The sequence below is a fragment of the Pseudescherichia sp. genome (assembly GCF_031979925.1).
GTDB lineage: Bacteria > Pseudomonadota > Gammaproteobacteria > Enterobacterales > Enterobacteriaceae > Pseudescherichia.
On the sequence record NZ_DALZFB010000002.1, the window covers coordinates 331,164 to 355,930 of the forward strand.

Here is a 24,767-nt window from a genome sequence, read left to right on the forward strand (position 1 = left end):
GATGCGCTGCGCTTATCCGGCCTACGGTTACATTGTAGCCCCGGTAAGCGTAGCGCCTCCGGGGATTTTACACGATTAACCGATTGTCATCAGGCTGGCGTTGCCTCCGGCCGCGGCGGTGTTGACGCTCAGCGAACGTTCCAGATAGAGACGCTCAAGTACGATCGTCGTTTCACCCCGGGCGAAGCCCTGCACCGAGATAATTGCCCCATCACGCGCGGCCACCTGCTCGCAGATCGTCCGCAGCTGATCAGAGTCGCCGTGGTAGATCACCGCGTCAAACGGCTGGCTCAGCAGCGACTCCGGCCTGGAGAAGGCGATACGCTCCGCAACCGCCTGCGGCAGCTGTTTCACCAGATCGCGATGCAGTCCATCCTCCGGCCACAGCACCTTGCTGCCCACCGCCAGCACCGCTGCCAGCTGCACGAGCGCATCCTGCTCGTTGTCAGCCATGCACAGCACGCTATCCCGTGGCAGCAGAGTCCAGGTGTTGCGCTCGCCGGTAGGGCCAGGTAGCAGGCGCTGCGTGCCGCTCTGCGCCTGTTCGCCAAATTGCTGGCAGAGTTCCACCAGCTCAGGGCGGCTGGTCGCCCAGGCGCTCAGGGCTTCCAGCGGCTGGGCCAGCACGCTGCGTAGACGGGCATCCACCGGCCGCTCTGCATCATGCCGTGCCAGGGTAACCCCCAGCGCATTTTGCGGTCGGCTTGCCAGCAGGCGGTAAAGGTAGAGCGGGCCGCCCGCTTTAGGACCGGTGCCGGAGAGTCCCTCACCGCCAAACGGCTGGACGCCCACTACCGCGCCCACCATGTTGCGGTTGACATAGAGGTTGCCCACGTAAGCGTTGCCGGTGACCTGAGCAATGGTCTCGTCGATACGGGTATGCACCCCGAGGGTCAGGCCATAGCCGGAAGCGTTGATCTGGCGGATGGTCTCATCTAACTGGCTGCGGCTGTAACGCACCACATGCAGTACCGGGCCGAAGACCTCTTTTTTCAGCTCGTCGATGCTGTCCAGCTCGATCAGCGTTGGCGCAACAAAGGTACCGGTCTGCCACTCTTTTGCATCTTCGCTATTTTCCCGCACCGCCTGGAACACCGCATGGCCTTTTGCCCGCATCGCCTGAATATGGCGTTCAATGGCGTTTTTCGCCTCCGCATCGATTACCGGACCGATATCAGTCGACAGACGGCCAGGGTTACCCATCCGGCTCTCAGCCATCGCGCCGCGCAGCATTTTCAGAGTGTGATCGGCAATATCCTCCTGCAAGCAGAGCAGACGCAGCGCGGAGCAGCGCTGACCAGCACTGTCAAACGCCGAGGCCATCACATCAACTACCACCTGCTCGGTCAGCGCCGAGGAGTCAACGATCATCGCATTCATACCGCCGGTTTCGGCGATCAGCGGCGTCGGACGGCCCTGTGCGTCGAGGCGCGGCGCAATGCTGCGCTGCAGCAGGGAGGCGACCTCGGTCGAGCCGGTGAACATCACGCCGCGCACGCGGTTGTCGGCGGTCAGCTGCGCGCCAACGGTCTCACCCCGGCCCGGCAGGAGCTGAACGACCCCGGCAGGAACGCCCGCTTCCCGCAGCAGGGCCACGCTCTGGGCGGCAATCAGCGGCGTCTGCTCAGCCGGCTTCGCCAGCACGCTGTTACCCGCTGCGAGAGCGGCGGCAACCTGGCCGGTAAAGATCGCCAGCGGGAAGTTCCACGGACTAATACAGACCACCGGACCCAGCGGACGGTGCGTCTCGTTGTCAAAATCGTCACGCACCTGGCCCGCGTAGTAGCGCAGGAAATCCACGGCTTCGCGCACTTCGGCGATGGCGTTACTGAAGGTTTTACCCGCCTCACGCACCAGAATACCGATCAGCTGCTGGGTCTGATCCTCCATCAGCATGGCGGCACGCTCCAGAATGGCAGCCCGCTCCTGGGGAGGGGTGGCAAACCAGATTGGCCCGTTGTTCACCGCGCTCTCCAGCGCCTGCTCAACTTCAGCAGGCGTGGTTTCTCGCGCGTATCCGACAATGTCTTTCGGTTCAGCCGGGTTGATAACGGCACTCATCTCGCCATCCTCAACCGGCTGCTCCAGCATCGGTCCGGCCTGCCAGCTGTGCAGGGCACTGTTGAGCAGGGCAGAGGAGAGGGATGCCAGCCGGTGCTCGTTCGCCAGATCCAGCCCGGCGGCGTTAACCCGGCCTTCGCCGTAGAGATCCACCGGCAGAGGGATCTTCGGATGCGGCAGACCAATCTGCCCCTCCTGGGCCGCCAGTTTTTCAACGGCGGTCACCGGATCGGCCACCAGCTCGTCGAGTGGTAGGGTGGTGTCGGCGATGCGGTTAACAAAGGAGGTGTTCGCGCCATTCTCCAGCAGGCGGCGGACCAGGTAGGCCAGCAGCGTTTCATGGGTACCGACCGGGGCATAGATACGGCAGGGGCGATTCAGTTTGCCGTCGGCAATATTGCCTACCACCTGCTCATAGAGCGGCTCGCCCATGCCGTGCAGGCACTGGAACTCATACTGGCCCGGATAGTAGTTCTCGCCGGCAAGCTGATAGATAGCGGCCAGAGTGTGGGCGTTGTGGGTCGCAAACTGCGGGTAGATCAGGTTCGGTACGCTGAGCAGCTTTTTCGCACAGGCGATATAGGAGACGTCGGTGTAAACCTTGCGGGTATAGACCGGATACCCCTCCAGCCCCTCAACCTGAGCGCGTTTGATTTCGCTATCCCAGTAGGCTCCTTTCACCAGACGGATCATCAGGCGACGACGGCTGCGCGAGGCGAGGTCGGTCAGGTAGTCGATCACAAACGGGCAGCGCTTCATATAGGCCTGGATCACGAAGCCGATGCCGTTCCAGCCCGCCAGATCCGGATCGAAGCAGAGTTTTTCCAGCAGATCGAGGGAGATTTCCAGCCGATCCGCCTCTTCAGCGTCAATGTTGATCCCGATATCGTACTGGCGCGCCAGCAGGGTTAAGGACTTCAGGCGCGGATAGAGCTCGCTCATCACCCGCTCATACTGCGCCCGGCTGTAGCGCGGATGCAGGGCCGACAGCTTGATGGAGATCCCCGGACCTTCATAGATACCGCGGCCGTTGGAGGCTTTGCCGATGGCGTGGATTGCCTGCTGATAGGAGACCATATAGGCCTGCGCATCGGTGGCGGTCAGCGCCGCCTCGCCCAGCATATCGTAGGAGTAGCGGAACCCTTTCTCCTCAAGCTTGCGGGCGTTGGCCAGCGCTTCGGCGATGGTTTCACCGGTAACAAACTGTTCGCCCATCAGGCGCATCGCCATATCCACGCCTTTGCGGATCAGCGGCTCGCCGCTCTTGCCGATAATGCGGTTTAGCGAGCGCGAAAGGCTGGCTTCGTTATGGGTAGAGACCAGGCGGCCGGTAAACAGCAGGCCCCAGGTCGCGGCGTTGACAAATAGCGAGGGGCTGCGGCCGATATGCGACTGCCAGTTGCCGTTGCTGATTTTGTCACGGATCAGTGCGTCACGGGTGGCCTTGTCGGGAATACGCAGCAGCGCTTCAGCCAGGCACATCAGGGCGACGCCCTCCTGAGAGGAGAGGGAGAACTCCTGCAACAGGCTCTGCACCATTCCGGCACGGCCAGTAGCGGTTTTCTGATTACGCAGCTTTTCTGCGAGGCGGTAGGCCAGCTTCTGTGCGCGATCGGCAACCGGCTCCGGCAGGCGCGCCTGCTCCAGCAGCATCGGCACGGCGTCAGTTTCCGCGCGTCGCCAGGCGGCGGTAATGGCCGCACGGCTCACGGACTGGGGCAGGATCTGCTCGGCAAACTCCAGGAAGGGCTGATGCGGCTCATCTTTCAATACGCTGTTGTCGGCTTGTTCGCTCTCTACGCCGTTATTCTGGCCTGGTAGCTCCGGCAGCGCATCACCGCTCTCGACGCGCTCAAGATAGTTAAAGATGGCCTGCTTAATCAGCCAGTGCGGCGTGCGATCGATCTGCGTCGCCGCCTGCTTAATACGGTCACGCGTGGCGTCATCAAGCTTAACCCCCATCGTGGTGCTACCCATGCATCTACTCCTCGTTAATATCGCACTCTGTGTCGTTAGCGAGAAATATCTACCATGTTGCAACTTTGTGCAACCGTGTTAATTGTGACGCGGTCAACAAGCTGAAAAATGAATGGATTGTTAAAGGTGATCGGCCTCTCAATAGCAGCGCTAGCACTCTTGAAACCGAGGAACCATGCGGTGCTTAACACTTTTGCACGGTGTTACCTTGCAAAGCGTGAGCGAGTGCAACCTATTAGAAAATGGTATCGTGACGGGGATGTAATTCATGTGAATGCCATGTTAAATCGATTGTGGTTAGGAATCGCTTCCGGCAGGATACGGTCGCCCAACACAACAACGACACCTTTTCCCCGTTCCGGAAAAGGTCAACGCAGCAGATATCACGTCTGCTGACGAAAAGATCTGGAGACTTTTTAATGGCAATGAGTACCCCGATGCTGGTGACGTTTCTCGTTTACATCTTCGGCATGATTTTAATTGGCTTTGTCGCATGGCGATCGACAAAAAACTTTGACGACTACATTCTCGGTGGGCGCAGCTTAGGGCCGATGGTGACTGCACTCTCTGCAGGCGCATCCGATATGAGCGGCTGGCTGCTGATGGGCCTGCCTGGGGCGATTTTTATCTCTGGGATCTCTGAAAGCTGGATTGCCATTGGCCTGACTTTAGGGGCATGGATTAACTGGAAACTGGTGGCGGGCCGCCTGCGCGTGCACACCGAGGTGAATAACAACGCCCTGACGCTGCCTGACTACTTTACCGGCCGATTTGAAGACCGGAGCCGCGTGCTGCGTATCATCTCCGCGCTGGTTATTCTGCTCTTCTTCACCATCTATTGTGCATCCGGCATCGTGGCAGGGGCGCGTCTGTTTGAGAGCACCTTTGGCATGAGTTACGAAACCGCGCTGTGGGCCGGTGCGGCGGCAACCATCATCTACACCTTCGTGGGCGGGTTCCTGGCCGTGAGCTGGACCGACACCGTGCAGGCCAGCCTGATGATCTTCGCCCTGATCCTCACCCCGGTAATGGTGATGGTCTCCGTGGGCGGCTTTGACGACTCGCTGATGGTGATCAAGCAGAAGAGCATTGAAAATGTGGATATGCTCAAAGGGCTGAATTTCGTGGCTATCGTCTCGCTGCTGGGCTGGGGCCTGGGCTACTTTGGCCAGCCGCATATTCTGGCGCGCTTTATGGCGGCGGATTCCCACCACACCATCGTTCACGCTCGCCGCATCAGCATGACCTGGATGATCCTCTGCCTGGCCGGGGCGGTAGCCGTAGGCTTCTTCGGTATCGCTTACTACAGTAATAATCCGGGGCAGGCTGGTGCGGTAAACCAGAACGCCGAACGCGTGTTCATTGAGCTGGCGCAGGTGCTGTTTAACCCATGGGTGGCTGGCGTGCTGCTCTCCGCTATTCTGGCGGCGGTTATGTCCACCCTGAGCTGTCAGCTGCTGGTCTGCTCCAGCGCCATCACGGAAGATCTCTACAAGGCATTCCTGCGCAAACACGCAAGCCAGACCGAGCTGGTGTGGGTCGGACGCGTCATGGTGCTGGTGGTCGCGCTGGTAGCCATCGCTCTGGCCGCCAACCCGGAAAACCGCGTGCTGGGCCTGGTAAGCTATGCCTGGGCCGGTTTTGGTGCCGCCTTTGGGCCGGTGGTGCTCTTCTCGGTACTGTGGTCACGCATGACCCGTAACGGTGCGCTGGCGGGGATGATCATCGGTGCAGTAACCGTTATCGTCTGGAAGCACTTTGAGCTGCTGGGCCTGTACGAGATCATTCCTGGCTTTATCTTTGGCAGCATCGGTATTGTGCTCTTCAGCCTGCTGGATAAAGCGCCGTCCGCAAGTATGCAGGCGCGCTTTGCCGAGGCGGATGCGCACTATCACTCTAAGCCGGAACCACGCGTAGCAGGCTAACCGTTCTTAACGCACCGGAGCCACTCTCCGGTGCGTTTTCTTACTTCATGTTAACAATTTTTTAATCCTCAATTCACCTTCCAGCCCGCACGTTGTCCCACGTAACATTCTGAGAAACTTCCGCACAGAAATTACTTGTGTTTATCTCTGGCGTAATGATAATCACTATCATTGAAATTTACTTTTCTTTGCATCATTTGACGCTGCTTAACATTCAAAGGTTTACCGCATGTTTGTGCCATTTCTCATTATGTTACGTGAAGGACTCGAAGCGGCGCTGATCGTTAGCCTCATCGCCAGCTACCTAAAGCGTACCCAACGCGGCCGCTGGATTGGCATGATGTGGATCGGCGTCTTTCTCGCCGCCGCGCTCTGCCTTGCTCTCGGTATCATCATCAACGAAACCACCGGTGAGTTTCCGCAAAAAGAGCAGGAGCTGTTTGAAGGTATCGTGGCGGTCATTGCTGTGGTGATCCTGACGTGGATGGTCTTCTGGATGCGCAAAGTATCGCGCAACGTTAAGGTCCAACTTGAGCAGGCGGTAGATAACGCCCTGAAGCAGGGCAATCATCACGGCTGGGCGCTGATTATGATGGTCTTCTTTGCGGTAGCCCGCGAAGGGCTGGAGTCAGTCTTCTTCCTGCTGGCGGCGTTTCAGCAGGATGTTGGGATCTGGCCGCCGGTCGGCGCACTCACCGGCCTGGCGACAGCCGTCGTGATTGGCTTCCTTATCTACTGGGGCGGTATTCGTCTCAATATGGCCGCGTTTTTCAAATGGACCAGCCTGTTTATTCTGCTGGTGGCCGCCGGGCTGGCCGCCGGGGCGATCCGCGCCTTCCACGAAGCGGGCCTCTGGAACCATTTCCAGCAGGTGGCCTTCGATCTCAGCAATACGCTGAGCACCCACACGCTGTTTGGCACCCTGTTAGAGGGCATTTTTGGCTACCAGGAGGCGCCCAGCGTCAGTGAAGTAGTGGTCTGGTTTGCCTACCTTATTCCGGCGCTGGTGCTGTTTATGCTGCCGCCGCGCCCGGGGGCACAGATGTCTCCCGGTGCCTCCTGATGTTTATTAATAGTGATAACAGTAGTTACAACATACTTTTTTAAGGGAAAGGTCATGGCAACGCATTTTCGTCGTAGTGCTTTACAGGTTGGTATTGCCGCGCTGCTCGCTTGCGCATTCAGCGCCCAGGCGGCGGATGTTCCTCAGGTGAAGGTTACGGTAACGGATAAACAGTGTGAACCGATGAATCTCACGGTTAACGCCGGAAAGACGCAGTTCATTATCCTCAACCACAGCCAGAAAGCACTGGAGTGGGAGATCCTCAAGGGCGTTATGGTTGTTGAGGAGCGGGAAAACATTGCTCCTGGGTTTAGCCAAAAGCTGACCGCTAACCTGCAGCCGGGCGAATATGAGATGACCTGTGGCCTGCTGACCAACCCGAAGGGCAAGCTGATTGTGAAAGGTGCTGCCACGGCGGATGCAGCCAAGGGTGACGCGCTGCTAAGCCTCGGCGGGGCGATTACCGAGTATAAAGCTTACGTGACTCAGGAGATGAGCGGCCTGGTAGCGAAGACCAAAGACTTTACCGACGCGGTGAAGGCGGGCGATATCGAAAAAGCAAAATCGCTGTATGCCCCGACGCGTCAGCACTACGAGCGTATTGAGCCAATCGCTGAGCTCTTCTCTGACCTCGACGGCAGCATCGATGCCCGCGAAGATGACTACGAGCAGAAGGCTGCCGACCCGAAATTCACCGGCTTCCACCGCCTCGAAAAAGCGCTGTTTGGCGATAACGCCACGAAAGGTATGGAGCAGTATGCTGACCAGCTGAATAGCGACGTGCTTGAGCTGCAAAAACGCATCAGCGAGCTGGCTTTCCCGCCGTCTAAAGTGGTCGGCGGCGCGGCTGGGCTGATTGAAGAGGTTGCGGCCAGCAAGATTAGCGGCGAAGAGGATCGCTACAGCCACACCGATCTCTGGGACTTCCAGGCTAACGTTGACGGTGCGCAGAAGATTGTCGACCTGCTGCGCCCGCAGCTGCAAAAAGGCAACGCCGAGCTGCTGGCGAAGGTGGACGCTAACTTCAAGAAAGTGGATACCATCCTCGCGAAATACCGCACCAAAGATGGCTTTGAGACCTATGACAAACTGACCGACGCCGATCGCACGGCGCTGAAAGGACCGATCACCACCCTGGCGGAAGATCTGGCCCAGCTGCGCGGTGTACTCGGACTGGATTAAGCATGACAGAGCATGATGAGCACGGCGTGAGCGAGCCTTCACGCCGCCGTTTACTGAAGGGCATGGGCGCGCTGGGTGGCGCCCTGGCGCTGGCGGGCGGCTGTCCGGTAGCCCATGCGGCAAAGCCTAAAAGCGCTCCCGGCACCCTCTCTCCGGATGCGCGGATGGAGACCCAGCCGTTCTATGGCAACCATCAGGCGGGGATCCTGACGCCGCAGCAGGCTTCAATGATGCTGGTGGCTTTTGACGTGCTGGCCAGCGACAAATCGGAGCTGGAGCGACTGTTTCGCCTGCTGACCCAGCGGATTGCGTTTTTAACCGCCGGTGGCCCGGCACCGGATACGCCTAATCCACGTATGCCGCCGATGGACTCCGGTATTCTTGGCGGCTTTATTGCCCCGGATAATCTGACCATTACCGTCTCGCTGGGCGCATCGTTGTTTGATGACCGCTTTGGCTTAGGCCCGCTGCGCCCAGCTAAGTTGGAGAAGATGACGCGCTTCCCCAATGATTCGCTGGATGCGGCCCTGTGCCATGGCGATCTGCTGCTGCAAATCTGCGCTAACACCGGGGATACGGTGATCCACGCCCTGCGCGATATCATTAAATATACCCCGGATCTGCTCAGCATCCGCTGGAAGCGGGAAGGGTTTATCTCTGACCACGCGGCACGCAGCAAAGGGAAAGAGACGCCGATCAACCTGCTGGGCTTCAAAGACGGCACCGGCAACCCGGACGGGCAGAACGGCGCTCTAATGAAGCGCGTGGTGTGGGTGACTCCCGACCAGCAGGAGCCGGCCTGGACGGTGGGAGGCAGCTATCAGGCGGTGCGCATTATTCAGTTCCACGTCGAGTTCTGGGATCGCACGCCGCTCAAGGAGCAGCAGACTATCTTCGGGCGTGATAAGCAGAGCGGTGCCCCGCTGGGTATGCAGCATGAGCATGACGTGCCGGACTACACGCGCGATCCGGAGGGTGAGGTGATTGCCCTCGACAGCCATATCCGCCTTGCCAACCCGCGTACGCCGGAGACCGAGGTGAACCTAATGATGCGCCGGGGCTACAGCTACTCGCTGGGGGTAACCAACTCCGGCCAGCTGGATATGGGCCTGCTGTTTGTCTGCTTCCAGCACGATCTGGAGAAGGGCTTCCTGACGGTGCAGAAGCGGCTCAACGGCGAAGCGCTGGAGGAGTACATCAAGCCAATCGGCGGCGGTTACTTCTTTGCGCTGCCCGGCGTGAAAGATACGCAACACTATCTCGCTCAGTCGCTGCTTGAGGCGTAACCCGTTCTCCTCTGTCCTGCGGGGCAGGGGAGAGCTATCATTTTTTACTATGAGCGCAATTCTGTTATATTTTTGTAATATTAATGTCAGAAACTGACTCCAGGTAAGAGGGCAGGCTCGTTATATTTAGGTAAATATAATGTTGCTTTTATGAAAATTTTTGTTTTACTTATATCAACAGCGGTAGTTCCCGGCAGTGAACGATTCACTATGGAGATCGCGAATGGTAAGGTCCGGCTCAGGACAATCAGAACACTCAAACCGCCATGTTCGGTGCGGGCAGTACGCCACCGATAGCGATCGTCTCACCGCCAGAATCTCCTCTTCCCTCAGCAAAACAACTGAATTTACCGACGTGGCAAACGACACAGTGGGTGGGTTTACCGCGTCTTTTCATCAGCAAGTCATGGCTTACAAGGAAGCCAAACCTCAGACGTTCGTGCGCATAATCGTGCCGGCAGCGGCACGTGTGATGTAAACCTACAACTCAAGGTGCTATCCATGGGAAGACAGAAAGCAGTGATCAAAGCTCGTCGTGAAGCAAAACGTGTGCTGAGACGAGATTCGCGCAGCCACAAACAGCGTGAAGAAGAGTCGGTCACCTCGCTTGTGCAGATGAGCGGCGTTGAATCAATTGGTATGGCGCGGGATAGCCGTGATAACTCGCCAATTGTCGCGCGCAATGAAGCTCAGGCGCACTACCTGAATGCTATCGAGAGTAAACAGCTAATCTTTGCAACAGGTGAAGCAGGATGCGGTAAAACCTGGATCAGCGCAGCGAAAGCGGCGGAAGCCCTGATCCATAAGGATGTGGACAGAATTATCGTCACCCGTCCGGTCCTGCAAGCCGATGAAGATCTTGGCTTCTTACCCGGAGATATCTCGGAGAAGTTCGCTCCCTACTTCCGGCCCGTCTACGACGTGCTGGTCAAACGCCTTGGAGCGTCCTTCATGCAATACTGCCTGCGGCCAGAGATTGGTAAGGTGGAAATCGCGCCGTTCGCCTATATGCGCGGACGTACATTTGAAAACGCGGTCGTGATTCTTGACGAGGCTCAGAATGTGACCGCCGCGCAAATGAAGATGTTTTTGACACGCCTCGGGGAGAACGTGACCGTGATTGTAAACGGCGACATCACCCAGTGCGACCTGCCGTCGGGCGTCCAGTCCGGCCTGAGCGATGCGCTGGCACGTTTTGAGGAAGATGAGATGGTTGGCGTAGTCCGCTTCACGAAAGATGACTGCGTGCGCTCGGCCCTCTGCCAGCGAACGCTCCTGGCCTACTACTGATGAAATAACGTAATTAATAATCTGATTGCAAAGCCCGGGTAACCGGGCTTTGTTTTTTGGGGAGTAGGGGTTGGGTGTAAATCGTAGCCCCGGTAAGCGTAGCGCCACCGGGGGGGATTGACTCGCTTCGCTCCCGGTCTGTCCAATGGGCAACTGCCCGTTGTCGAACCCCGTTCGGAGGTTCTCATCCCCCCCGCTGGGTGCTACATGCGAAAAAAAAGCCCGCATTTGCATGCGAGCTTCTCTTCGAATATGGCGGTGAGGGGGGGATTGACTCGCTTCGCTCGCCCTGACGGGCAGCCCGCTCGCTGTGCTCCCGGTCTGTCCAACGGGCAACTGCCCGTTGTCGAACCCCGGTCGGGGGTTCTTATCCCCCCTTGCGGGGTGCTACATGCGAAAAAAAAGCCCGCATTTGCATGCGAGCTTCTCTTCAAATATGGCGGTGAGGGGGGGATTCGAACCCCCGATACGTTGCCGTATACACACTTTCCAGGCGTGCTCCTTCAGCCACTCGGACACCTCACCATATTGTTTTTGCTGCCTTCCTCTCGGGGGCAACGGGGCGCTACTATAGGGAGTTGCACTGAAACGGTCAAGCTTATTTTCTGCTTTCAAGTGCGTTCGGTTAAGCCGTGAGCAAATGCACCATTCGGCAATATAAATCATCGCCGGATGGCGCTCCGCTTATCCGACCTACGTCCAGACATCGGGCATGGATGCTAAAATGTGGCACAAACCGTAGCCCCGGTAAGCGAAGCGCCACCGGGGAATCAGGAGCAGAGAAGGGCTCGCCACCGGGGGGGATTGACTCGCTTCGCTCGCCCTAAAGGGCAGCCCGCTCGCTGCGCTCCCGGTCTGTCCAACGGGCAACTGCCCGTTGTCGAACCCCGGTCGGAGGTTCTCATCCCCCCATAGCGAGAATATAAAAGAAAAAAGCCCGTACTTGCGTACAGGCTCTTATCTGAAATATGGCGGTGAGGGGGGGATTCGAACCCCCGATACGTTGCCGTATACACACTTTCCAGGCGTGCTCCTTCAGCCACTCGGACACCTCACCATATTGTCTTCCCAGCATCGCTGGGACGGCGCTAATGTAGGGAAATCCGCTCCCTCCGTCAATCCTCTTTTTCAATAATTTAGCGCGTTTAGACAAACTTCAAGCAACGTGCTTTCTAAATATCCAGGAACTGTTTTTTTTATCATCAGTAACCTTTATCCCTGAGCGCAGAACAAATTTGTTATCCTCATCAATAGATAACAATTCAACGAAACCAAAGCACGATCGCATCTGGAGTCAGTATGGATATCATCTTCTATCACCCGTCATTCGATACGCAATTTTGGCTGGATAAACTTTCCCAGGCACTTCCCCATTCACGGGTCCGTGAATGGAAGCCAGGCGATAACGAACCCGCCGACTATGCGCTGGTCTGGCATCCTCCGGTAGAAATGTTGCAGGGCCGTAAACTGAAAGCGGTCTTTGCTCTCGGCGCAGGCGTGGACTCCATTCTTAGCCAGCTTAACGCCAACCCGGATATGCTGCCGGAATCCATTCCGCTGTTCCGCCTCGAGGACACCGGCATGGCATTGCAGATGCAGGAGTATGCCGTGAGCCAGGTATTGCACTGGTTCCGACGCTTTGATGATTACCAGGCGCAAAAACAACAGGCCCGCTGGCAAGAGCTGGAGGAGTACCAACGCAAAGACTTTACCATCGGCATCCTTGGCGCAGGCGTGCTGGGGTCGAAAGTCGCTGAAAGCCTTCAGGCATGGGGCTTCCCGCTGCGCTGCTGGAGTCGTAGCCGCAAATCCTGGCCCGGAGTTGAGAGCTTTGCCGGCGAAGCCGAGCTGGGGAATTTCCTGAAAGGAACCCGCGTCTTGATTAACCTCTTGCCTAATACCCCAGAGACCCAGGGCATTATTAATTTACCGCTGCTGAACCAACTGGTGGATAACGCTTATCTGCTTAACCTTGCCCGCGGCGTGCATGTTGTTGAAGAAGATCTTCTTAAAGCGCTCGATAGCGGCAAAGTGAAAGGTGCCATGCTGGACGTCTTTAGCAAAGAGCCGCTTCCGGCCAGCAGCCCGCTATGGGCGCATCCGCAGGTTGCAATGACCCCACACATTGCTGCCGTGACGCGCCCGAATGAGGCTATCGACTATATTGCCCGAACCATCACAAAGCTGGAGCAGGGCGAACCGGTAGCCGGACAGGTTGACCGGACCCGCGGCTACTAGCACCGGGTTTTCATTAAAAAGGGTAATAATTCCTGTTATCCTTGAGCATTATTAACAGAGGAGAGCGTCATGTACCCCGTTGACCTGCACATGCATACCGTCGCCAGCACCCACGCTTACAGTACCCTCCACGACTATATTGCGATTGCCAAAAGCAAAGGCCTTAAGCTTTTTGCTATCACCGATCACGGCCCCGATATGGCGGATGCTCCGCACTACTGGCACTTTGTGAACATGCGTATCTGGCCACGGCTGGTGGATGGGGTAGGGATCCTACGCGGCATCGAGGCCAATATTAAAAACACCGCCGGTGAGATTGATTGCACCGGGCCGATGCTGCCCGCGTTAGATCTCATCATTGCCGGCTTCCATGAGCCGGTATTCGCGCCGCAGGACCAGGCGACGAACACCGAGGCGATGATTGCCACCATGGCCAGCGGTAACGTGCATATTATCAGCCATCCGGGCAACCCCAGAGTAATTTCTACACACTAAATAGATTATTGATTTTCATAGGAAAAGTGTAGAAAATGGCTAAAAAACTGTATTCATATCAACGTTGGAGTAGTGCAGTCCAGAAAGAGGGGACAACAAAAGATAGGCAGAGCTTTGGTGCTAAAGAGTATGCAAAGGCTAACGGTCTTGAGTTAGTAGAAATTGTCGATGACGGAATCTCAGCATTCAAATCTGTTAACAGCCGTAGAGGTGCTTTGGCCGCCTTCATTAGTGCCGTTGAGCAGGGGTACATTGAATCAAACAGTATTTTATACGTTGAGGCATTAGATAGGATTTCCAGGGACAAGGTACTTACGGCGGTAGGTCTGTTTAATGATGTATTAGAACTTGGTATTACCATAGTCACTGGAGCGGATAAAAAGGTATATACAGCAGAATCAGTTAATGAAAACTCGATGGATCTACTACAAAGTATTTTACTTTTTTCCCGAGCACATGAAGAGAGCAAAACTAAACAGCTAAGAACCAATGGTAATGCTTTAGTTTTAATTCGTCGTTTTCAAGAAGGTGAACCAACAACAATTAAAAGTATCGGTTCTCACCCTTGGTGGATTGATGCAAGTACAAACCAACATGAAGCGGTAAAACGTCACCCGAAATATTGGAAAGTTGCTAAAGATGCGATTGATATGTTCATGGAAGGAAAAAGCGTTTTTTCGGTCTGTAAGTATTTAAACGCAACATATCCGTTACAATGGAAAGATGGCAAGAGCTGGGATCATGCAAATATTCGTAAGTTAAGAATTAACCCAGCCGTATATGGTATGCGTAAAATAACGGTTGATGGACAAAATTACGAATTGGAGAATTATTTTCCTCCTCTTATTACTCATGGTCAATACTTACGCTTACAACAAATCCGTGAAACCACAAAATATGTAGGTCGAGTTAGTGAAGAACCAAATAATATTAATTTATTGTCTGGTATGAAAGTTTTCCGCTGCGGTCATTGTGGTAGTACCATGATGGCAATGCGTCATAAGGATACAATTCGGTATGTATGTGAGAAGGGTCGTTACGGTAAGAATGGGTGTCGTGTATGGTCTTTACCAGGTGAGTTAGTCGAACATTGTTTAATGTTAGTTGTAACAATGGCACATATCGATATGAACCAAAGAGGTGGGGTTGAAAAAGAAGATTATACCCTAAAAATTAAGGATGCCGAACAACAAGTAAAAGATCTAAGCAGCCGCATTAGTAATCTAACTACTCTCGTCGCAAACGGGTTAGGTAACGTTGATGAAGTTATTGGTACTATGCGTGCGTTAGATGTGCAACGTAATGATCTGAAACTTGAGTTAGAAGTACTTACTCGTAAACAAATTCTTGCACAGGATAATACCTTTGAAGAATTGATGATGCAGTTTTTCAACTATGCACACTGGAATGTGATTCAGACGGTAGATCATGAGTACCGCATGAAGCTACGTGATATTGTTAAGAGTAGTATTGGTGATGTTAGAGCTTGGAAAGTAGAACGCCGCTTGTACCTATCTTTCCAGATTAAAGGCCATGAAGAGTACTTCAACTTTAGTGCAGGTGAGAAGCCATATGAATGGGGCTATCACATGGGTAACATGCCTTTCACAGAAGATAAAAAAGTTAAAACTGAAAGTACAATTGAGATACCAGAAGATATGCTGAAGGAAATGGTATCAATGTATGCCCGGCTACATGATGACTCAATGAGTATGCTCAACGCAGCGAAGAACATGTTACAGGTAGTTGGCTATCCAGAGTTAGACGGTAAAATGTTCTGGCCGAGGAAATAGATTATGACTTTGGATGATGTGATTATCGCAAGAACCATTATGATCTTAAATGACAAATATTGGGGTCTTCTTGCTACGTACCTCATACCCTGTGAAGGCAAAGGTATCAAAGTCGATGGTAAGTACTTCACCTATGAAGCCAATGATGAAATGACTTTAAAAGAATTTATTGTACTTTTGAAACAAGCTATTGACGATTATATCAATACTGGAAAAGGCACTATTCATTACGCAAACTATATGAAAATTGTTCAATCTGCTGAAAAGCTTAGGTAGAATCGTGAAGCCCCTTATGGGGCTTTTTTTTTGTACTCAAGTACCTTCACTCTTCCTCAAGTACTTTCAGATTCCATCCGAAACAAATAACAATACAGTTATTTCAGTAATCATTTAAAAATGACATCACAGGAGGCTCTCTGTTGCGTTATCTCATCTGAAGTAAGGCGATTATGTGAGTTAAGCTTTAAGTTGCTCATAGAGGCTTGTAGAGCGTTTTATGTATGGTGGTGAAAATTTCATGCACTAAACGTATACAAATACACTGCAAACACGGGATATTTGTATGTTTAGTAACCATCTCAGGGTTAAGTTGCCCCTTAATTTTCCACATTATGGCACGTTTTCGACCCTCAATGATAAATACTGTATACAAAATGAGGAGGTTTCAATGATGTGGTTAGTAGAGTTTTTGAGAGTGTTACTTTTTATTGTGGTGTTGCCGATTTCAATGATTTTATTGGTATTTGTGACTATATTTAGACCTGATTTGATAAATAAAACAGAGAAGAGAAAAACGTGAAACAAAAAGGCATTCTGTGCTATACTATTAATAAAGATAGAAAACTCTTCTCAATCAGGCATTCGTCTGGTGACATTATATTTTCCTCCGAAGAAGTTACCTGCATTTCGTGCAGGTACTTTTTTGCGGAAAAATTGTGGAATTTTGAAATACAAAAGGAGAAACAATGAAAGAAAATAAAACCGTGCAATTAAATTTGCGAGTTACAGAGGCACAAGCATTATTCCTCGATCAGTTGATTGAAACAGGAATGGCAAAAACAAGAAGTGGAATTATTCATTATCTAATAAACCAAAAAATGATATTTAAAAAGTAGAAGATAGGAGATTCAAGGATGAATAAAAAAGTATTTGAAATGGTAGGTGCAGTTAATGATATGGAGTTAAATTCCTCAGATACAGTATATGGGTTATGGACGAATATGATTAATCGATGTTATAACCCAACAAATTTGAAGAGAAATCCATCATATATTAACACGAAAGTATGTAAGAGATGGTTACTCATTAGTAATTTTTATGATTTTTATATCAATAACTATTACGAAGACTTTCAGTTAGATAAAGATTTATTGAAAATAGGAAATAATGTTTATTGCCCTGAGTATTGTGTATTTGTTCCTCAGTTTGTAAATTTATCAATTGTGTTTAATAAGAAATCAGACAGTTTATTGGGTACGCAAAAGAAGGGCAATAGATATATTGCACATATTGGATATAACCATAAGCAATACCATTTAGGTTCTTTTATGACAGAGACAGAAGCACATAAAGCATGGCAGCAAGGCAAGATGAGAAATTTTCAAGAGGTCGCACTGAGATATAAATTCGAATGTACCTATAATTTCGACAGTCGAGTGTATGATGCAATTATCGAGAGAAAGAATTTAATCAGTAACGATATTAAAAATAATAGAGTTACTTTAAAATATTAAAATGTATTCTTAGATAAAATTTTTAACATTTAAGAAATAAAAAAGTACCAGAATTTGGCGTTCTGGTACTTAGGTTGTTTTAGCAATGGCAAGGATGCCGACTTTTACATAAAAGGATTTATCATGAGTAATAATATTTATCATCAGAATTTTTTGAAGTTTATCAGTACCAAATGTGGTTCGGGGAAGGGACTACATATGCAGAAGGAGATCAATGAAGGTATCGCAACGGGCAACCAGATACATCACATCATTGTTCAAAGTACCAAAGTATTGTTGGAACAGTTCTATGGGTACTTAGAGCACCACAACCCAGAGATGATTGTATCTGAGGATGATTTCAGTTGTAACCTATTGGCGAGTATCAATACTGCATTAACATGTACGGAACCAAAGGTACTAATGATTACGGATAAAATGTTCTACCGTATCGATCCTAATCGTTTAGTGGGGTGGAGAGTGTGGATTGATGATTGTACAAAATCATTTGATTTAATGATTCGTGGTATCAGTAATTCAGATCGTGATGGGATTATCAATATCTATAACAAGATGTTTATTACGGGGACAGAGTACCTTGAGATTAGTGGTACTGCAAATGATCCAGTTAATAAGAAGTACAAGTCGGTAATGATTAATGATGAGATTAAATTATCTGCTGATGTAGATTTATTGAAGGAACAATACCGTAAATTGAAATTTTATCATCATATTGCAGTGCTGGAAGATTCATTGACTGGTAAAGCCGATCAGTTAGTGATTGCTGGTTGGTATGACCTCACTCGTTATGTTGATGCAGGAATTGATATTACATATCTGGCAAATGATTTTGAAAATTCATTACTATATAAACGCTGGTCACATCTATTCATGGAAGTTAAAATACCCTTGGATTATGTGAAGATCAATACTAATGATTCACGTATTGATGTGAAGTACTTTTTCGAAACAACAAAGAATGATAAAGGACTATCGAAGGAACAGCTTAAAAAGAATTGTGCCAATATTGAGAAAGTACAGAAATGGATTAGTGATAATGTACCAGCAGATTCTTACTACTGGACTACTAACGATAAAAGTACTTTCAGATTACCCGGTGCACGTGTACCAGTAGTAACACGCGGTCTTAATGGTTATACGGGCTACAATACATGTGTATTCATGGTGGCATGTAATGCACATCCTCAAGCCGAAGAATACCTAAATGATCTCTTTGACCTAACAAGAGAAGATGCACTTCGGGAATTTGAAACGGAGCAATTTTATCAATTTGTATATCGTACCTGTGTACGTAACTATTAAAGTACCGAACGTGTTACTGTGTATGTGTATGATGATGGTATTGCAAATAGTATCCCATCCGGTTCTGTATCAAAAATAGATATTGGATTGAACTCCTTGAAAAATCTGCATGTACTTGATGTATGTGATGCATTGAAGAACTTATTCAAAAACTGGAAAAACAAATGGAATCACCGGGCAGATACAATGATTCGGTTTCATAAATGGGTGGAAAAAACCATTAAAAAATATCCACAGTTTGTAGGTGAGAATTTTCATGAATTGCAAAGTACTTTATCAGTTGAACCGAAATGAAGAGGGGGCATTAAGCCCCCTTTTTTGTTTTTGGTAAAGCACTTTAGGTAAGGGGAACATATTGAAGGGGTTAAACTAAAAAGGGACATCTCTTCCTATTATAAGAGAGGTTGTCCCTTTTTTTATATGTACTTAATTCAATTAAAACCCCATAACTATTCGATTGTTACGAATGAGCAAGGCGAATGAGTAAAATCGAATAGTTATGAAAGATTGTTGCCGTTCGGCCGAACGGCCATGAATCTGGATTCGTGTATCTAATAGTACTTATGAGTACATTATGTAATATGTACATGGATTTCTTTTAATAGAGAAGGGAAGCTCGAAAGCGACGTCGCTTTCGGCTTGAAATAGCTCTCGCAAGTACCGCCTTTGGCGATACCCGCAGCAAGCAATTTCGATTTTTTTATCGATTATTGTCATGTACATAAACCCCATTCAGTACATACGGGAGCGAAGCGATACCCGATCCATTTTTTTACCCCATCCTACAGTGCATCATAAATTCTTCAAAATGAAATGTGCTTTTCAATTGTTTGTACCAATTCTGATTTACTCACACAATAAACCCCTGCCGTACTATTGCGTAAACCGATAATGTCATTAATATAATGTTCTGATTCCATGACTTTTTTTATTTGCCCTTTATGTGGCGATTTGATGTAGTACATGGCAGCATCTTTATGTTCATGACCAAGTTCCGCAATCTCTCCGGCTTTAGTACCGACACGTTTGATCTGAATATCTGCTACTTCTTTGGTACAAAATTCAAAGTACTCTGAGTCGTTTTTAATTATGTTTTTGGGTCTTAAGAATTCGCGTCGTTCCCATATCTGAAAACATGTTGGTACGTGATGTTCCCTGCCATCAATGAGAAAACATTTTTTAGGGCATTCCTCATCATGTATTAAATGGAAAGATTCATTCAGTTTATTTTGTGTTGCTGCTTTTCTAAATGTTAGGGGGACAATGAAACAGATAAAACATACATCTGGGAATGATGCACATTTATTAAAAAATTTTACTGCAACTGATGATAACCGCCCAAATGGTGGATTACTCACAACACAAACTGGTAATCCATTATTGACTAATGAACGTTGTATGAGGAAATTACGTGCTGGTACATTGGGTACTCTCGGATGAATATCATATCCGCTACGCCGATCAATGGGCATGAGGTTGTAAAATGAACCATCACCTACGCAGGGTTCAAAAAAATGCATTTCTGATAAATTGATTCTAGATTTAACTACATCCATGCAGTACAAAGCGTAATCGGGTTTTGTGTAAAATTTATCCATTTAATGCTAATCAATTAAAATATAACAGGGCGGATAACTGAATAATACGACGATTAAAATAGCTGTACAAATAATTTGCAAAGTAGCACCAAAGGGGCTATATTATCTTCACAGGGTAGCGAATAGTCGCAGCCCGACAACCCGAGAGGATGAACGATGAGTACCAACGAAATGACCACTGCCGAACTCGAAAAAATTCACGCAGAGATCGCAAAGCTGATCGCTGAGACGAGTAAACTCAACAGAGAATCAGCCTGGTATCCGATAGTAGTCGCTACTGGCCTGATCGGGGCAGTGGCAACGATGACAGCACTACTCATAAAATTTATCTAACACGAAGCCCCGAAAGGGGCTTTTTGCTTTGGGGAGCATATGCGACTGATTGACCAATACACACCACCAAGTACCGAAGATCTCAATGAGTTGAAATCACAGCTTGGGTACACGGGAAACCAGATGGCAGATCTTGCTGGGGTATCGAGTAACAACCAGTGGCGGAAGTACACTGGCGGTACGGCTCCCCGCGATATGTCTCTGCACATCTTGTTCTACCTGGCAGCACAGTTAGCATTGAATGAAGAAGAACTCGAAAAAGTACTTTCTAAGATGAAAGATATTGGGGCAGAGATTAAGTAAAAAAAATACCAGTACAATTAAGTACTGGCTTCTCAAATGAGCCAACACGGGTACAACATAGTTTTCCAGGGCAGCTTAACATTGAACAAACATCTGTAAACAAAATTTTAACAAAACTACCTAAACACGTAGGTTTAAGGATTGATGGATAGTTGTACAATACGCGATATTCACGAAGTTCTATATCCCACACTTAAGTACTATTCAATACCTTAAACGGCAGTTAGAGAGTACCTATCCAATAAATGAAAAAAATGCCAGTACATTGCGGTACTGGCTGCTTAAAGTGAGCACATACAAGGGGTACTCCATGAGTAACCTTAGTACCCTATAGACAGATTAACCATGAGTTTTATCCTAACAATCTCATTGCATTACGATATGCACTATTATTAAAATGATTCGGTACTACCCCTACCTTAATGGGTTGGTTTGTTGGTAGGTAGGGTGTAGTACTATCGCTCTCAGATTCATCAATAGATAAAGGAAGATTCTATGAATACTGTAAGTGCAAATTTAGTAATTGTTAGAAATGAATGGTATAACGCTTTTTATTATGCTGATACCGAACAACTTGCCTACCTCCAAACTGAATGGTTTTTATCGACTAATGGTCAAAAGTTTCTAACTAAAGAAATCCAGTTAAAAAGAATTTTGGAAAATAAAGAAAACATCGTGAAGTTGAAAAGAAGTGAAAGCGATCTACAAATTCGTGAGTTCAAGAATATTGCTTGTGTTACCGGTAGAGCTGCAATACATGATGGTGATAATATTACTCAAACTAACTTCATTGAGAATTGGATTAAGATCAACGGTAAATGGAAAATTCAGTTCATCAGTTTTGAGTCAGAATAAAGACAGAAGTGCCAGTACATTACGGTACTGGCAGTTCAAGGTAAGCAGTACAAGGGTTATTCCATGTGTAACCCTACAGGCTGACTAACTATGAGTTAAACCCTAAAAATCTCATTGCATTAAGATATGAACCATCATTAGAATGATCCGGTACTACTCTCACATCTGGTGGGTTGGTTTGTTAGGTGATGCGAGAGTAGTATTTTTAAATGTTAGATCTCTAAATTATCAACTATGTTATTGAAACGTAATTCTTTAGATTTATTATTGTCTTCTTTGTCTTTAAAGTATTGATTAGTTGAAGAAAACAACAGCTTAAGCTGGTTTACATATTCTTGTAATGACTCAAGCTCGACATAATGATCTCTTACTATTAATTTGTTACCGTCAAATTCAATGGAGTACGAGTCATCTTTCGGAAAGAAATTACTATAATCTGATGTGAACTTATCAACCCAAAGGTCACTTGGTGAACCATTTAAGAAAAACCGTAAAGTACTAAAATATGGTTCTTCATCATTGTCGATATACAAAGAATCATTTTTGTCGAATGATTCTAAAAGCATTTCTTTTTCGTTATCAAACATTGGAATGATAAGCATTTAATCCCCTAAGCGTTTCGGCTTCATCTAAATGATTATAAATTACAGGATGGGAACGAGTATTTCTACTCGTTCGGTAAAATTACAAACTAATTAAAATCTATTTCGTCAGCAATATTATTTGAAATTTTGCTGCGGAGTGCAGCAACCTGAATTACTGCTGGAATAGTAACCCGATATGCAGCCCCACCAACATCAATCATTGTCCATATAGCAGTTATCGCCCAACCAATAGGGCCAGTAAGTACGGCCATAGTTCTTGTAAGAAGAATATTACCACCAAAAGATAAACCGCGACCAATTAACGCTTTTAAGATCGTATTGGCAAGAACTAACGTCAATTGATAAGATTTAAAGCCACCGCTTCTAAAAATTACTTGAAATGCAGTAACTAAAGTTTCACTTGTAATACCACTGGTATTTTTGACACCAACTTCACTCGCGAATTTTTTCAATTCTTCTGGAGTCATTTTCTCTAAAGCATCACGAAGTACTTTAAGCAATAAACTCTGCTCAATAACCTCAACAGAACTATCTTTATTGTAATTTACTTTCATTTTATCACAGACGTCGATTAGTACTTCTTTATATTTGACGCCCTTACCACCACGCAACATAGTGGCAAATGTGTTCCCACCAAAGCATTGAATTTCTGCTGCAATTTCTTGCCAATACTTGCTATGCTGAGGTTTGTATTTTTTATACATCTCATTTGCAGAAAGTTCTTCAGTCCAGCGGGTCTCACCATCTTTATCATAAATTAAACATTCAACCAAGCCACTAAGATCTTTATCAGAACATTTTGACAAAAACTCAAGATCTGAATCGTCACGGTATGCCATGTGTAAAACTCCATTTAAAATATTTGGATTATCGAACGCTAATTGTACAAATCGGTCTTTATTAGATTATTTCTTATGCTCTAACAATCATAAGTGTTTGTAAAGTCCCATCAACTTGCTTTGCTGCATTATTGACCATTTATCCTTCATCCAAAAAAGACATCTTGTGACACAACCTGTCACCCCAATGATTTAAAAAATGTTCACTCCCAGGATCAGGTAGGGGGAAGGGTATTGACATGAAACACATAAAAAATGATCAATATCAATAAGTTAACTAAGGATTCCCCCTTGAAGGATCGGAATGAAAATTGAAAATTTTGCAGTACCAATCACTTCGGCTTTAAACGGAAAATTGTTGGGCGTTGAGCTTGAAACCAGAGTTGAGATCAACGGCTGCCGGATGATAGTTGGTAGTAGTAGTCGGGAAGCGGCACACATACGGGAGCACATACATACCCAACAGATCCGTGAGGTACGCAGAATGGGTAATTGGTTCAGTAACAACAACCTCTTCTGTGTAATCAGTACAGAGACAGATACCCAGGCCACAGAACTACCTTTCCTGAAGTACCTGACAACTACTACCGATTGTTCTAAAGGTGGGGTATGGCTGGATGGAGTAGGAGCCTATACCAGTAGTACGATCCCCCTTGTTGCTGGGGTGGTTGAGGTAGCGAGGCTGGATAGAACATTTACCAAGGAACATATAGATCGAGATATCTTCCCAATCATTCTCAAGAACCTAGGGCAGTACTGCGACAAGCTCATAGTACCAATAAAGAACAGACAGCATCTATCCATACTACGTGATGCAGGTGTATGGGCGGTACAGGGTGAGTACAGGCCAGTATCGTTCAATAGCTTACAGATGCTCATATAGTGCATACATCATAGTTTCAAGTATGTACTCGTTCCAGTTATAGACTTAATGTAGTACTACTCGCGTACACTACAGGCCGTAGTACTTAACTGGCTCTGGAATGAGGATGCGAGGATAACACACAAGAGCATGCCACGAGCCTAAGATGGGCTAGACTCCAATTTAGATGACCCAAATTCTAAGGGCAGACATTGATAAAATTTAGAGATTGGAGCATTATCTCGTTATCAACAAAGAACCACAATTAAGGAATAATAATGAGTAGTGTTAGCATACTGGCTCCATTGGGTATTGGTTTATTGGCATGGGCGATAGCTGGGTGTACAATCTCTAGTAATATGCAGGAAAAGAATAATAATAAACTGATGTCCAGACTTTCAGGTACTTTAGGTGGAGCTGTTGTTGGCTTTATATGTTTAATAGCATCAATTATCTATTTTGATGATTCCAGTACTGAAAGCACCACCAATACTGTAAGTAGTGCTAGTACCAGCAAGAACACTGAAGGTGATAACAGTGCTGTTGATTCCGTCCCAAAGAAATCGATTGGTATTAATGTTGAGACTCTGACTAAACGTATGCAAAAAAACCTTGTAGATCTGGGTTCAAAATTCAAGGTTCATTTTGATACAGAAAAAAACGAAAATTCAACGTTATCAAAACAGGAACTTAATGATCACAATGCAGTTTTGATTACATCCGATAACGCTACCGGAATGATAACCAGTATGATGATTATCACTATGGGCAATGGCAGTATGCAAAGCGGATTCGATGTTCTGCACACAGTCCTATCAACAGTATCTGCAACATTAGGGGACAATGAAATGAAAAGCGGCAAATCGGCAGATATAGTTATGGGACTAGTAAAACATAAGTACCCAAATGATGAGGTTTTTGTTGATGGGAAACGATATTCAATTTTACAAACTAACGAAGGATTGATAACGTTCTTTATATCAGCAAAATAAAGCACTTGAAAAAAGTGGCTGACCCGGACAAAAAA

21 protein-coding genes, 2 tRNA genes and 1 pseudogene are annotated in these 24,767 nt (G+C 48.2%); 18 read left to right on the forward strand and 6 right to left on the reverse strand.

Going from position 1 to position 24,767, the window contains the following annotated elements; all coding sequences use genetic code 11:
* Positions 1-75: 75 nt before the first annotated feature.
* Positions 76-4,038, reverse strand: coding sequence for a trifunctional transcriptional regulator/proline dehydrogenase/L-glutamate gamma-semialdehyde dehydrogenase (gene putA, locus RTM13_RS04975; RefSeq protein WP_312210628.1), 3,963 nt, complete (start codon positions 4,036-4,038; stop codon positions 76-78).
* 419 nt (positions 4,039-4,457) lie between these two features.
* Between putA and putP the strand changes: the two genes are divergently transcribed.
* The 5 genes from putP to phoH all read left to right on the forward strand — a co-directional run bounded on the left by putP (position 4,458) and on the right by phoH (position 10,784).
* Positions 4,458-5,963: a sodium/proline symporter PutP gene (gene putP, locus RTM13_RS04980; RefSeq protein WP_312210630.1), complete on the forward strand. Its 1,506-nt coding sequence runs from the start codon at positions 4,458-4,460 to the stop codon at positions 5,961-5,963.
* 229 nt (positions 5,964-6,192) lie between these two features.
* A complete protein-coding gene (gene efeU / locus RTM13_RS04985; RefSeq protein ID WP_312210632.1) occupies positions 6,193-7,026 on the forward strand; it encodes an iron uptake transporter permease EfeU in 834 nt (277 codons plus the stop codon).
* A gap of 54 nt (positions 7,027-7,080) precedes the next feature.
* Entirely contained in the window at positions 7,081-8,208 is a 1,128-nt protein-coding gene (gene efeO, locus RTM13_RS04990) for an iron uptake system protein EfeO (protein WP_312210634.1), read from the forward strand.
* 2 nt (positions 8,209-8,210) lie between these two features.
* Positions 8,211-9,494 carry an iron uptake transporter deferrochelatase/peroxidase subunit gene (gene efeB, locus RTM13_RS04995; protein ID WP_312210636.1) on the forward strand — a complete coding sequence of 428 codons (1,284 nt, stop codon included), beginning with the start codon at positions 8,211-8,213 and terminating at the stop codon, positions 9,492-9,494.
* Positions 9,495-9,995: 501 nt separating this feature from the next.
* Positions 9,996-10,784 (forward strand): phosphate starvation-inducible protein PhoH, encoded by a 789-nt coding sequence (gene phoH / locus RTM13_RS05000; RefSeq protein WP_312210638.1) that lies wholly within the window; start codon positions 9,996-9,998, stop codon positions 10,782-10,784.
* 437 nt (positions 10,785-11,221) lie between these two features.
* On the opposite strand, the gene RTM13_RS05005 is transcribed toward phoH, so the two are convergent.
* Positions 11,222-11,309, reverse strand: a tRNA-Ser gene (locus RTM13_RS05005).
* Positions 11,310-11,753: 444 nt separating this feature from the next.
* A tRNA-Ser gene (locus RTM13_RS05010) sits at positions 11,754-11,841 on the reverse strand.
* Between the two features lie 242 nt (positions 11,842-12,083).
* Here RTM13_RS05010 and ghrA point away from each other — a divergent pair.
* The 8 genes and pseudogenes from ghrA (at position 12,084) to RTM13_RS05050 (ending at position 18,639) form a co-directional block, all read left to right on the forward strand.
* Positions 12,084-13,022, forward strand: a complete 939-nt coding sequence (gene ghrA, locus RTM13_RS05015; RefSeq protein WP_312210640.1) for a glyoxylate/hydroxypyruvate reductase GhrA — start codon at positions 12,084-12,086, stop codon at positions 13,020-13,022.
* A 69-nt stretch (positions 13,023-13,091) separates the two neighbouring features.
* Positions 13,092-13,499: pseudogene (locus tag RTM13_RS05020) on the forward strand (PHP domain-containing protein); the annotation flags it as partial.
* A 53-nt stretch (positions 13,500-13,552) separates the two neighbouring features.
* Positions 13,553-15,310: a recombinase family protein gene (locus RTM13_RS05025; protein ID WP_312210641.1), complete on the forward strand. Its 1,758-nt coding sequence runs from the start codon at positions 13,553-13,555 to the stop codon at positions 15,308-15,310.
* Between the two features lie 3 nt (positions 15,311-15,313).
* Positions 15,314-15,586 carry a hypothetical protein gene (locus RTM13_RS05030; RefSeq protein WP_312210643.1) on the forward strand — a complete coding sequence of 91 codons (273 nt, stop codon included), beginning with the start codon at positions 15,314-15,316 and terminating at the stop codon, positions 15,584-15,586.
* A 689-nt stretch (positions 15,587-16,275) separates the two neighbouring features.
* Entirely contained in the window at positions 16,276-16,425 is a 150-nt protein-coding gene (locus tag RTM13_RS05035; protein ID WP_312210645.1) for a hypothetical protein, read from the forward strand.
* 18 nt (positions 16,426-16,443) lie between these two features.
* Positions 16,444-17,043, forward strand: coding sequence for a hypothetical protein (locus RTM13_RS05040; RefSeq protein WP_312210647.1), 600 nt, complete (start codon positions 16,444-16,446; stop codon positions 17,041-17,043).
* 123 nt (positions 17,044-17,166) lie between these two features.
* On the forward strand, positions 17,167-18,345 hold the full coding sequence (locus RTM13_RS05045) for a hypothetical protein (RefSeq protein ID WP_312210649.1): 1,179 nt from the start codon (positions 17,167-17,169) through the stop codon (positions 18,343-18,345).
* A gap of 24 nt (positions 18,346-18,369) precedes the next feature.
* Positions 18,370-18,639, forward strand: a complete 270-nt coding sequence (locus RTM13_RS05050) for a hypothetical protein (RefSeq protein WP_312210651.1) — start codon at positions 18,370-18,372, stop codon at positions 18,637-18,639.
* Positions 18,640-19,148: 509 nt separating this feature from the next.
* On the opposite strand, the gene RTM13_RS05055 is transcribed toward RTM13_RS05050, so the two are convergent.
* Entirely contained in the window at positions 19,149-19,943 is a 795-nt protein-coding gene (locus tag RTM13_RS05055) for a hypothetical protein (RefSeq protein ID WP_312210652.1), read from the reverse strand.
* Positions 19,944-20,099: 156 nt separating this feature from the next.
* On the opposite strand from RTM13_RS05055, the gene RTM13_RS05060 reads away from it, so the two are divergent.
* The 3 genes from RTM13_RS05060 (at position 20,100) to RTM13_RS05070 (ending at position 21,434) form a co-directional block, all read left to right on the forward strand.
* The gene (locus tag RTM13_RS05060; protein WP_312210653.1) at positions 20,100-20,276 is read left to right on the forward strand and encodes a hypothetical protein; all 177 of its coding nucleotides are present in this window, start codon (positions 20,100-20,102) and stop codon (positions 20,274-20,276) included.
* A 39-nt stretch (positions 20,277-20,315) separates the two neighbouring features.
* A complete protein-coding gene (locus tag RTM13_RS05065; RefSeq protein WP_312210656.1) occupies positions 20,316-20,579 on the forward strand; it encodes an XRE family transcriptional regulator in 264 nt (87 codons plus the stop codon).
* A 495-nt stretch (positions 20,580-21,074) separates the two neighbouring features.
* The gene (locus RTM13_RS05070; RefSeq protein WP_312210658.1) at positions 21,075-21,434 is read left to right on the forward strand and encodes a nuclear transport factor 2 family protein; all 360 of its coding nucleotides are present in this window, start codon (positions 21,075-21,077) and stop codon (positions 21,432-21,434) included.
* Between the two features lie 212 nt (positions 21,435-21,646).
* On the opposite strand, the gene RTM13_RS05075 is transcribed toward RTM13_RS05070, so the two are convergent.
* Both RTM13_RS05075 and RTM13_RS05080 read right to left on the reverse strand, forming a co-directional pair.
* Positions 21,647-22,036, reverse strand: coding sequence for a hypothetical protein (locus RTM13_RS05075; protein WP_312210660.1), 390 nt, complete (start codon positions 22,034-22,036; stop codon positions 21,647-21,649).
* A gap of 89 nt (positions 22,037-22,125) precedes the next feature.
* On the reverse strand, positions 22,126-22,878 hold the full coding sequence (locus tag RTM13_RS05080; protein ID WP_312210662.1) for a DUF3944 domain-containing protein: 753 nt from the start codon (positions 22,876-22,878) through the stop codon (positions 22,126-22,128).
* 304 nt (positions 22,879-23,182) lie between these two features.
* On the opposite strand from RTM13_RS05080, the gene RTM13_RS05085 reads away from it, so the two are divergent.
* Both RTM13_RS05085 and RTM13_RS05090 read left to right on the forward strand, forming a co-directional pair.
* Positions 23,183-23,761, forward strand: a complete 579-nt coding sequence (locus RTM13_RS05085) for a hypothetical protein (RefSeq protein WP_312210664.1) — start codon at positions 23,183-23,185, stop codon at positions 23,759-23,761.
* Positions 23,762-24,018: 257 nt separating this feature from the next.
* Positions 24,019-24,732 (forward strand): hypothetical protein, encoded by a 714-nt coding sequence (locus RTM13_RS05090; protein WP_312210666.1) that lies wholly within the window; start codon positions 24,019-24,021, stop codon positions 24,730-24,732.
* Positions 24,733-24,767 lie beyond the last annotated feature (35 nt).

What these genes read in the sequence shown, in the direction of transcription:
- RTM13_RS05060 (WP_312210653.1), top strand. Translation starts at nt 20,100, where the DNA reads ATGAGTACCAACGAAATGACCACTGCCGAACTCGAAAAAATTCACGCA.
- RTM13_RS05070 (WP_312210658.1), top strand. Translation starts at nt 21,075, where the DNA reads ATGAATACTGTAAGTGCAAATTTAGTAATTGTTAGAAATGAATGGTAT.
- RTM13_RS05025 (WP_312210641.1), top strand. Translation starts at nt 13,553, where the DNA reads ATGGCTAAAAAACTGTATTCATATCAACGTTGGAGTAGTGCAGTCCAG.
- efeB (WP_312210636.1), top strand. Translation starts at nt 8,211, where the DNA reads ATGACAGAGCATGATGAGCACGGCGTGAGCGAGCCTTCACGCCGCCGT.
- putP (WP_312210630.1), top strand. Translation starts at nt 4,458, where the DNA reads ATGGCAATGAGTACCCCGATGCTGGTGACGTTTCTCGTTTACATCTTC.
- efeO (WP_312210634.1), top strand. Translation starts at nt 7,081, where the DNA reads ATGGCAACGCATTTTCGTCGTAGTGCTTTACAGGTTGGTATTGCCGCG.
- RTM13_RS05075 (WP_312210660.1), bottom strand. Translation starts at nt 22,036, where the DNA reads ATGCTTATCATTCCAATGTTTGATAACGAAAAAGAAATGCTTTTAGAA.
- RTM13_RS05030 (WP_312210643.1), top strand. Translation starts at nt 15,314, where the DNA reads ATGACTTTGGATGATGTGATTATCGCAAGAACCATTATGATCTTAAAT.
- RTM13_RS05090 (WP_312210666.1), top strand. Translation starts at nt 24,019, where the DNA reads ATGAGTAGTGTTAGCATACTGGCTCCATTGGGTATTGGTTTATTGGCA.
- RTM13_RS05055 (WP_312210652.1), bottom strand. Translation starts at nt 19,943, where the DNA reads ATGGATAAATTTTACACAAAACCCGATTACGCTTTGTACTGCATGGAT.
- phoH (WP_312210638.1), top strand. Translation starts at nt 9,996, where the DNA reads ATGGGAAGACAGAAAGCAGTGATCAAAGCTCGTCGTGAAGCAAAACGT.
- putA (WP_312210628.1), bottom strand. Translation starts at nt 4,038, where the DNA reads ATGGGTAGCACCACGATGGGGGTTAAGCTTGATGACGCCACGCGTGAC.
- efeU (WP_312210632.1), top strand. Translation starts at nt 6,193, where the DNA reads ATGTTTGTGCCATTTCTCATTATGTTACGTGAAGGACTCGAAGCGGCG.
- ghrA (WP_312210640.1), top strand. Translation starts at nt 12,084, where the DNA reads ATGGATATCATCTTCTATCACCCGTCATTCGATACGCAATTTTGGCTG.
- RTM13_RS05045 (WP_312210649.1), top strand. Translation starts at nt 17,167, where the DNA reads ATGAGTAATAATATTTATCATCAGAATTTTTTGAAGTTTATCAGTACC.
- RTM13_RS05085 (WP_312210664.1), top strand. Translation starts at nt 23,183, where the DNA reads ATGAAAATTGAAAATTTTGCAGTACCAATCACTTCGGCTTTAAACGGA.
- RTM13_RS05040 (WP_312210647.1), top strand. Translation starts at nt 16,444, where the DNA reads ATGAATAAAAAAGTATTTGAAATGGTAGGTGCAGTTAATGATATGGAG.
- RTM13_RS05035 (WP_312210645.1), top strand. Translation starts at nt 16,276, where the DNA reads ATGAAAGAAAATAAAACCGTGCAATTAAATTTGCGAGTTACAGAGGCA.
- RTM13_RS05065 (WP_312210656.1), top strand. Translation starts at nt 20,316, where the DNA reads ATGCGACTGATTGACCAATACACACCACCAAGTACCGAAGATCTCAAT.
- RTM13_RS05080 (WP_312210662.1), bottom strand. Translation starts at nt 22,878, where the DNA reads ATGGCATACCGTGACGATTCAGATCTTGAGTTTTTGTCAAAATGTTCT.